Source organism: Sphaerisporangium krabiense (assembly GCF_014200435.1).
In the GTDB taxonomy this organism is placed as follows: domain Bacteria; phylum Actinomycetota; class Actinomycetes; order Streptosporangiales; family Streptosporangiaceae; genus Sphaerisporangium; species Sphaerisporangium krabiense.
This window is the reverse complement of record NZ_JACHBR010000001.1, coordinates 2996425-3005000: the sequence shown is the minus strand read 5'-3', so window position 1 is coordinate 3005000 and position 8576 is coordinate 2996425. Positions and strand designations below refer to the sequence as shown.

4 protein-coding genes are annotated in these 8576 nt (G+C 70.3%); 3 read left to right on the top strand and 1 reads right to left on the bottom strand.

Annotated elements, in window-relative coordinates; genetic code table 11:
- Positions 1 to 645 precede the first annotated feature (645 nt).
- Together BJ981_RS13460 and mgrA are read left to right on the top strand one after the other, a co-directional pair.
- Positions 646 to 2733 carry a S9 family peptidase gene (locus BJ981_RS13460; protein ID WP_184611330.1) on the top strand — a complete coding sequence of 696 codons (2088 nt, stop codon included), beginning with the start codon at positions 646 to 648 and terminating at the stop codon, positions 2731 to 2733.
- Positions 2730 to 3737 (top strand): L-glyceraldehyde 3-phosphate reductase, encoded by a 1008-nt coding sequence (gene mgrA, locus BJ981_RS13455; RefSeq protein ID WP_184611328.1) that lies wholly within the window; start codon positions 2730 to 2732, stop codon positions 3735 to 3737. The genes BJ981_RS13460 and mgrA overlap by 4 nt, the downstream gene beginning before the upstream one ends.
- Before the next feature lie 3 nt (positions 3738 to 3740).
- Here mgrA and BJ981_RS13450 read toward each other — a convergent pair whose 3' ends face one another.
- Complete coding sequence (locus BJ981_RS13450; protein ID WP_239139739.1) at positions 3741 to 6266, bottom strand: lysylphosphatidylglycerol synthase transmembrane domain-containing protein; 2526 nt, start codon at positions 6264 to 6266, stop codon at positions 3741 to 3743.
- 290 nt (positions 6267 to 6556) lie between these two features.
- On the opposite strand from BJ981_RS13450, the gene BJ981_RS13445 reads away from it, so the two are divergent.
- Positions 6557 to 8575 carry a molybdopterin-containing oxidoreductase family protein gene (locus tag BJ981_RS13445; protein ID WP_184611324.1) on the top strand — a complete coding sequence of 673 codons (2019 nt, stop codon included), beginning with the start codon at positions 6557 to 6559 and terminating at the stop codon, positions 8573 to 8575.
- The last annotated feature ends 1 nt before the right edge of the window (position 8576 follow it).

Genomic DNA, 8576 nt, shown 5'->3' with positions numbered 1-8576 from the left:
GTCTGGAAAAAAATCCCGGCGAGCATCCGTCCAACCGGACGCGATGCCAACCAAAGGAATCATCCACCACCACACCCAACCGGGCATGGCGGACGGAGGATCATGCATGATTCATGCACTGGCTTTTAACACACTGTTGAGTTCTCAAGAAACGGACGCGTACACCATCACCCGAACCCTGCGACCAGGACCCGAACTCCGGGGCTTCCATCTCGTTTCGCGGTGATCCCGACGCTATCAACCAACCTGACCACCGGCAAACCGGGCCGTTACCGACACCCGCCTGCACCAGCACCCAGGCCCTGACCAACGCCAGAACCCGCACCCCGTCTCCAGGGCAACCCCTCTAACTTACCCAACCTCACCGCACTAGGCAAACGAGACCAGGTAGATCTTTTAACGAGGAGTACCGGCACCACTCACGACCCAGCCCGCGCAACACTCCACCAGGAGTGGTGATCGGGGTTTGTGTCCGGGCGATGCCGACAACAAAAGATTAGCAGTCGCTGAGAGCGCCGACGCACACTCGGCAACACCCGCCCCAGCAATGCTTTTCCATCGCCGGCGGCACTCGGGAAGGCCCGGTGGCAGCCGCGTTCCACGTCAGGCCAGTTGGGAACGGGGGCGCGGCCTAGACTCGGCCACGTGAGCAGCGACACGCCTCCCGTGGCGAAGAAGGTTCCGGCCGAGCGGACCCATCACGGCGACACCGTGATCGACGACTACGCATGGCTGGCGGACAAGGACGATCCCGACACGGTCGCCTACCTGGAGGCCGAGAACGCCTTCACCCAGGACCAGACCGGGCACCTCAAGGACCTGCAGGAAGCGGTCTTCCAGGAGATCAAGAGCCGCACCCTGGAGACCGACCTCTCCGTCCCGACCCGCAAGGGCGGCTGGTGGTACTACTCGCGGACCGAGGAGGGCAAGCAGTACGGCATCCAGTGCCGCGTGCGGGCCACCGGGGACACCCCGCCCGAGCTCAAGGCCGACGAGCCGCTCGCCGGCGAGGAGGTCCTGCTGGACGGCAACGAGCTGGCCGGCGACAGCCCGTTCTTCGCGATGGGCACCTCGGCGGTCAGCCCGGACGGCACGGTGCTGGCCTACTCGACGGACTTCAACGGCAACGAGCGCTTCACGCTGCGGTTCAAGCGGCTGGACACCGGGGAGGCGCTCCCTGACGAGATCCCGAACATCTTCTACGGCGGCGCCTGGTCCGCCGACGGCTCGGCGTTCTTCTACACGATCGTGGACGACGCCTGGCGTCCGTACCGCCTGTTCCGCCACATCATCGGGACGGCGGCCGAGGAGGACGTGCTGGTCTACGAGGAGCCGGACGAGCGGTTCTGGATCGGCGTCGGCCTCACGCGCAGCGAGCGCTACATCGTGCTGAGCGCGGGCAGCAAGATCACCAGTGAGGTGCGGGTCCTCGACGCGGACTATCCCACCGGCGAGTTCGCGGTGGTACGTCCGCGCGAGACCGGTGTGGAGTACTCGATCGACCACGCGGGCGACCGCTTCCTGATCCTGCACAACCGGCGGGCGCGCAACTTCGAGATCGCGTCCGCGCCGATCGACGATCCGGGCACGTGGACGCCGCTGGTGGAGCACCGCGAGGACACTCGACTGCTGGACGTGGACGCGTTCTCCGACCACGTGGTGGTGCACTTCCGCAAGGACGGTCTCACGGGCATCCGGGTGTTGCCCGAGAACGCCGAGCCGTACGAGATCCCCTTCCCCGAGCCGATCCACACCGCCGAGCCCGCGGGGAACCCCGAGTTCCACACCCGCAGGCTGCGGCTGGCGTACACGTCGATGGTGACGCCGCCGTCGGTGTACGACTACGACCTCACCTCCCGCGAGCTGATCCTGCTGAAGCGCCGCCCGGTGCTCGGCGGGTACGACCCGGAGGACTACGAGCAGTTCCGTGAGTGGGCGGTGGCGGACGACGGCACGCGGGTCCCGGTGTCGATCGTTGCGCGGAAGGGGACGTCCCGTCCGGCGCCGACGGTGCTGTACGGCTACGGCAGCTACGAGTCCTCGATCGACCCGTCGTTCTCGGTGGCGCGGCTGAGCCTGCTGGACCGTGGCCTGGTGTTCGCCGTCGCCCACGTCAGGGGCGGTGGCGAGATGGGGCGCCAGTGGTACGAGGAGGGCCGGCTGACCAGCAAGAAGAACTCGTTCAGCGACTTCGTCGCGGTGGCGCGGCATCTGAGGAGTTCCGGCTGGTCGAGCGAGATCGTGGCGCGGGGCGGCTCGGCCGGGGGGCTGCTGATGGGGGCGGCGGTGAACCTGGCGCCTGAGGAGTTCTCCGGCGTGGTGGCCGAGGTGCCGTTCGTCGACGCGTTGAACACGATCCTCGATCCGTCGCTGCCGCTCACGGTCATCGAGTGGGACGAGTGGGGCGATCCACTGCACAATCCGGACGTCTACGCGTACATGAAGTCGTACACGCCCTACGAGAACATCGACGACCGGACGTACCCGCCCATTCTCGCCATCACCAGCCTCAACGACACCCGTGTGCTGTACCACGAGCCCGCCAAGTGGGTGGCCAGGCTCCGGGCCGTCGCCGCCGGCGGGCCGTTCCTGCTGAAGACGGAGATGGGCGCGGGCCACGGGGGCAGGAGCGGACGCTACGACGCCTGGCGTGAGGAGGCGTTCACCCTGTCGTGGATCCTCGATCGGGTGAACGCCGCGGAGGCGAAAGCGGATACAGAGGAGAAGCGGTGACGTACACGGCATCGGACGATCGCTACACACGACAGCCGTACAACCGGTCCGGCAGGAGCGGCCTGAAGCTGCCCGCGGTGTCGCTCGGGCTCTGGCACAACTTCGGGGACGACAGGCCGATCGGCACGCAGCGGGAGATCCTGCGCAGGGCCTTCGACCTCGGCGTGACGCACTTCGACCTGGCCAACAACTACGGCCCGCCGCCCGGGTCGGCGGAGCGTCACTTCGGCCGGATCTTCGCCCAGGACTTCCGTCCGTACCGCGACGAGCTGATCATCTCGACCAAGGCCGGGTACGACATGTGGCCGGGCCCGTACGGCGAGTGGGGCTCGCGCAAGTACGTGCTGGCGAGCCTGGACCAGTCGCTGGCGCGCATGGGCCTGGACTACGTCGACATCTTCTACAGCCACCGCCCCGACCCCGAGACTCCTCTGGAGGAGACCATGGGGGCGCTGGACACGGCGGTCCGCTCGGGCCGCGCGCTGTACGCGGGCATCTCCAACTACACGCCCGAGCAGACGGCCGAGGCGGCGCGGATCCTCAAGGGGATGGGCACGCCGCTGCTGATCCACCAGCCGAACTACTCGATGTTCGACCGCCATGTCGAGGACGGCCTGCTGGACACGCTGGAGGCCGAGGGGGTGGGCTGCATCCCGTATTCGCCGCTCCAGCAGGGCATGCTCACCGACAGGTACCTCGACGGCATCCCCGAGGGTTCGCGGGCCTCGCAGGAGCGGTTCCTGCGGCCGAGCCACCTCACCGACGACGTGCTGCGCCGCGTCCGCGCGCTGAACGAGATCGCCGCCGGGCGGGGCCAGTCCCTCGCCCAGATGGCGCTCGCGTGGGTGCTGCGCGACGCGCGCGTCACCTCGGTGCTGATCGGCGCGAGCGGCGTCGCGCAGCTGGAGGACAACATCGGGGCGGTGGACGACCTGGAGTTCTCCGCCGACGAGCTGGCCGCCATCGAGAAGCAGATCGCCGAGCCGGGCGGCAGGATCGTCTAGGCGTTAAAGGGCGTTGTGCCGCTGCAGCCAGGCGAACGACGCCCAGCCGGGCAGGACCGGCAGCCAGAAGGTCAGCAGCCGGAACAGCAGGACGGCCGAGGTGGCGACCGGCCCGGGCAGGCCGGACAGCGTCAGGCCGATCGACAGGGCCCCTTCGACCGCGCCCAGCCCTCCGGGGGTGGGCGCGGCGGAGCCGATGGCGTTGCCGGCGAGGAAGACCACGGCCACGGACGTGAAGCTGAGCGACCCGCCGAACGCCCGCACGCAGGCGTCCAGGCAGACGATGAACGCCAGGGTCAGCAGCAGCGTGCCGCTGACGCCTTCGAGGATCTTGCGGGGCGACTGCAGGACGTCCAGGAGCCTCGGGATGACGCCGGAGAACAGCGGCCGCACGCGGCCGACGACCAGGCGGCGGAGCTGTGGGACGGCCAGGACGAGCAGCACCAGCACCCCGGCGGAGAGCAGGCCGATGACGATGCCCCGCGACGGGCTGACCGAGGGGGCGGCCTTGGTGCCGGTGACGTACCCGAACAGCAGGAGCAGCACGATGTGGAAGGCCAGGCCGACGAGCTGGGAGGCGCCCACGCTGGCCACGGCGAGGCCCGGCGAGATGCCGCGCTTCTGCAGGAAGCGGGTGTTGATGGCCACGCCGCTGACCGCCGCGGGCGCGACGAGCTTGACGAACGAGCCCGCGAACTGCGCCAGGACCGTACGTCCGAGCGGCAGGGTCTCGGGGACGAAGCCGCGCAACATGAGGGCGGCGGCGACGTAGCTGATCCCGGCGGCGGCCAGGGCGACGCCGCCCCAGCTCCACTTGGCCGAGGTGACGACCTCGACGAGGTTGACCCGGCTGAGCTGGGAGAGCAGGAAGTAGGCGGCCAGGGCGCTGGCGATGATGGTCACGACGGTGCGGGGGCGGAACCGTTCCAGCCGCACCTCCTCGACCTCGACCTGCGGGGTGAGCGCGACGATGTGCTCGCGCAGGGCGGGCAGCACTTCCTTCTGCTTGCTGACCTCGTTGCGGGTGGTGCGGACCAGGGCGATGCGCTGCAGGAGCGGCAGCGCGCCCGCCAGGGCCTGCTTGGGCATGACCTTGGACGCGGCCAGGACCGAACGTTCGGGGCCGACCCGCAGCGCGAGGTAGGTGAGTAACTGGGCGACGTCCAGGCGCAGCAGCAGGTCGCCGGCCGCGATCTCGCCGCTGCGGGCGTCCATGAGCACCACGTCGTCGCCGTGGAAGTGGATGCTGTCGCCGGTGAGGCGCCGGTGGGCGAGCCGCTGCGCCTGGAGCAGCTCGACCTGCCTCCAGATCTTGATCAGTACCTCGTCGGTGAGCTCCTCGTCGGCGACGTCCTCCAGCGCGCGGGTCTCCAGGTGCTCGTAGGCGAGCAGGGCGGCGTCGGTGCCGATCTCGGTGGTGCCGAGCAGGCGCGGGGTGTTGACGCCGGCGGCCTGGGCGGCATAGGCCATGAGGGCCTCGCGCTCCAGCTCGGCGCGCAGGGAGCGGATGGCGCGGCGGCGGGTCTCGGAGTTGAGCCGGAAGCGCCGCCACATGCGGTAGATGACGCCGGAGACCTGCCGGTCGCGGTCGAGGACGGTGACGTCGATCAGGCGGTCGTCGGCCAGGGTGACGGCGTAGCGGCGGCTTCCCTGGGCGTCGTCCTGGACGCGGCGGGCCCTGGCGGGGACGAAGCCGAGCTTGCGCAGGGAGCCGGCGACCGTGCTGCCGGGCGGGCGGGTGTTGGGGCTGCCGACGACGTACAGCGTGGCGTACCCGACGGCCAGGCCCAGCAGGTAGGTGACGAAGACGCCGAGCGCGGTGGCCTCGGCGCCGGTGAACAGGGCGAAGACGTCCAGGGCGATGGCCATCCACATCACCGCGCGCCAGGTCGGGCGGCGGGATATGCGCACGGCGGTGACGTAGGCGACGACGGAGGTGAGCAGAGTGTTGATCGGCTCGACCTGGCGGCCGCCGGTGAGGAGCTGGCGCAGGTCGCCGGGCCCGGCGACGGCCAGCCACTCGCCGAGGACGAAGGAGGCGAGCATGCCGATGATGGCGGCGATCAGGCCCTCGGCGACGCGCAGGCCGTCGCGGTGGAAGACCCGTTCGACGGCGTACGCGGCGGGAACGGCGAGCACCGCGGTGCCGGCGATGAAGGCGGCCACGCCGATGAGCAGGTCCGGGGCCCGGTTCGTGCCGTCGGACACGTCCCTTTCGAGCCCGTTGAGCGTCTGCTTGGCGACGAGCGCCAGCAGGATCACCGCGGCCAGGGCGACGAGCGTGGCGAGGAACCGCAGCGCGTCCGAGGGGCGGCGGAGGCGCTGCGGCAGGAGGGGCTCGATGACGAGCACGAGCCCGTCGCCGGTCCGCGGGGACGGCCGGGTTCCGGCCGGTGCGGAGTCCGCGGCCGGGGCGGGGGTGTCTTCCCCGTCGTGTTCCCTGTCGTGCGAGGTCGCGGGCATCTCGGCCACGGGGATCTCGTCCTCCATGGCCTCATCCGCCTCGTCACGCTGCCTGATCTCGGTCACCGCCGACGTCTGCGCTCGTCTCGTGTCATATGATCTTCTTAGCCCCTGTTCGCGTTGGTCGCGCATGCCCGGTGGAAATTCAGGCGGCCTTTGTTATCCGGCGTTTCGCGGAGCTTCCGGCGTACGTCGGGGCAGGCCGCCGGAGATCGCTCGCCCCCGGCCATCCGGTGACACTCTACGGCCCACCCGCCGGTGGGGACTCAGCCGGACGAGATGTGATCGAGGGTGACGGCGCGGACACCGTCCGGGTGCCATGGTCCGGTCATGACCTGCCCGGTAGCGTTCTTTTCATGACGCGTGAGCTGAATGTTCTGGGGGCGTGTCCGCTGGACTGCCCGGACACGTGCTCGTGGGTGGTGACCGTCAGGGACGGGGAGGCCGTCGGCCTGCGTGGCAACAAGGTCCAGCCGTACACGCGCGGCGCGCTGTGCGTGAAGGTGAATCGTTATGTCGAGCACACCAAGGCGGCGGACCGCATCCTGTACCCGATGCGCCGGATCGGGCCGAAGGGGTCGGGGCGTTTCACGCGGATCGGCTGGGACGAGGCGCTGGACGAGATCGCGCGGCGGCTGACCGCGATCATCGAGGAGTTCGGCGGCGAGGCGATCTGGCCGTACCAGGGGACGGGGACGCTCGGCTACATCCAGGGCGAGTCGGGCCTGGCGGGGTGGCGGCTGTGGAACGCGCTGGGGGCGTCGCGGCACGATCTGAACATCTGCTCGCGGGCCGGGAATCTCGGGCTGGCGCGGACGAACGGGACGCCGGGCGGGATGGACCCGGAGATGTTCGCGCGGTCGAGGCTGATCCTGCTGTGGGGCACCAACACGCTGACCAGCGGTCACCATCTGTGGAAGTTCATCCAGGACGCGCGCGCGGACGGCGCGCACGTGGTGGCGATCGACCCGATCAGGACGCGTACGGCCGACCAGGCCGACGAGCACCTGGCCATCCGGCCGGGGACGGACGCGGTGCTGGCGCTGGCGTTGGTCCACGTCGTGCTGGACGAGGGCGCGGAGGATCGGGACTTCATCGAGCGCCACACCGAGGGCTGGGAGGGCTTCGAGCGCGAAGTCCGGAAATATCCACCCAAGGTGGCCGCGGAGATCACCGGGATCCCCGAGAAGACCATCCGCGCCCTCGGCGTACGCCTCGCCCACACCCGGCCCACCGCGATCCGCGCCACGATGGGCGTCCAGCGTCACCAGGGCGGCGGCACCGCCATGCGCACGATCGCCTGCATCCCCGGCGTCACCGGCGACTGGAGGCACCCCGGCGGCGGCGTGGCGTACTCCACCAGCGCCCACGTCCCGCTGCGCGTCGACCCCCGGCGCGGGCTGCGGCCGGAGACGCCCACGCGCACGCTCACCATGACCCGCCTCGCCGAGGGCCTCGCCGACACGCGCAGGCCGGTCAAGTGCCTGTGGGTCTACGCCGCCAACCCCATGGGCAGCACCTCCGACCAGAACCGCGTCCGCGAGGGACTGCTCAGGGAGGACCTGTTCACGGTCGTGATGGAGCAGTTCCCCACCGACACCGTGGACTACGCCGACATCGTGCTGCCCGCCACGATGCAGTTCGAGCACGCCGACCTGCACGCCGGGTACGGCCACATGTACCTGATGTGGAACGAGCCCGCGGTGCCGCCCGCCGGGGAGTCCGCGTCCACCACCGAGACCTTCCGCCGCCTCGCCCGCGCCATGGGCCTGACCGAGCCGTCGCTGTACGCCTCGGACCTGGAGATCGCCGAGGAGCTGCTGTCGGCGGACCACCCCGCGCTGGCCGGGGTCACGCTGGAGCGGCTGCGCGCCGAGGGCTGGGCGCGCCTGAACTACCCCAACCCGTTCGTCCCCTTCGCCGGCGGCTTCCCCACCCCCTCGCGACGGCTCCGCTTCGTCCCCGAGGGCAAGGGGTACGTCCCTCCGGCCACGGCCCGCGCGGACGGGCCGTACAAGCTGGCCCTGATCACCCCGGCGCCGCACGTGTTCCTCAACACGGTGTTCGGCAACAACCCCGAGCTGGCCCGCCGCGCCGGCGCGCCCAAGGTGCTGGTGAACGCCAAGGACGCGGCGGACCGCGGCCTGAGCGACGGGCAGCGCGTGCGGGTGTTCAACGGCCACGGCGCGATGACGGCCGAGCTCCAGGTCAGCGACCGGGTGGCGCCGGGCGTCGTCGCGGCGCCGAAGGGAAGCTGGCCGAAGCTGAGCCCGGACGGGGTGAACGTCAACGTGCTCGTGGAGGAGCGGGACGCCGACATGGGCAGGGGCGCCGTCTACCACGACAACCTGGTCGAGATCGGGCCCGTCCCCTAGG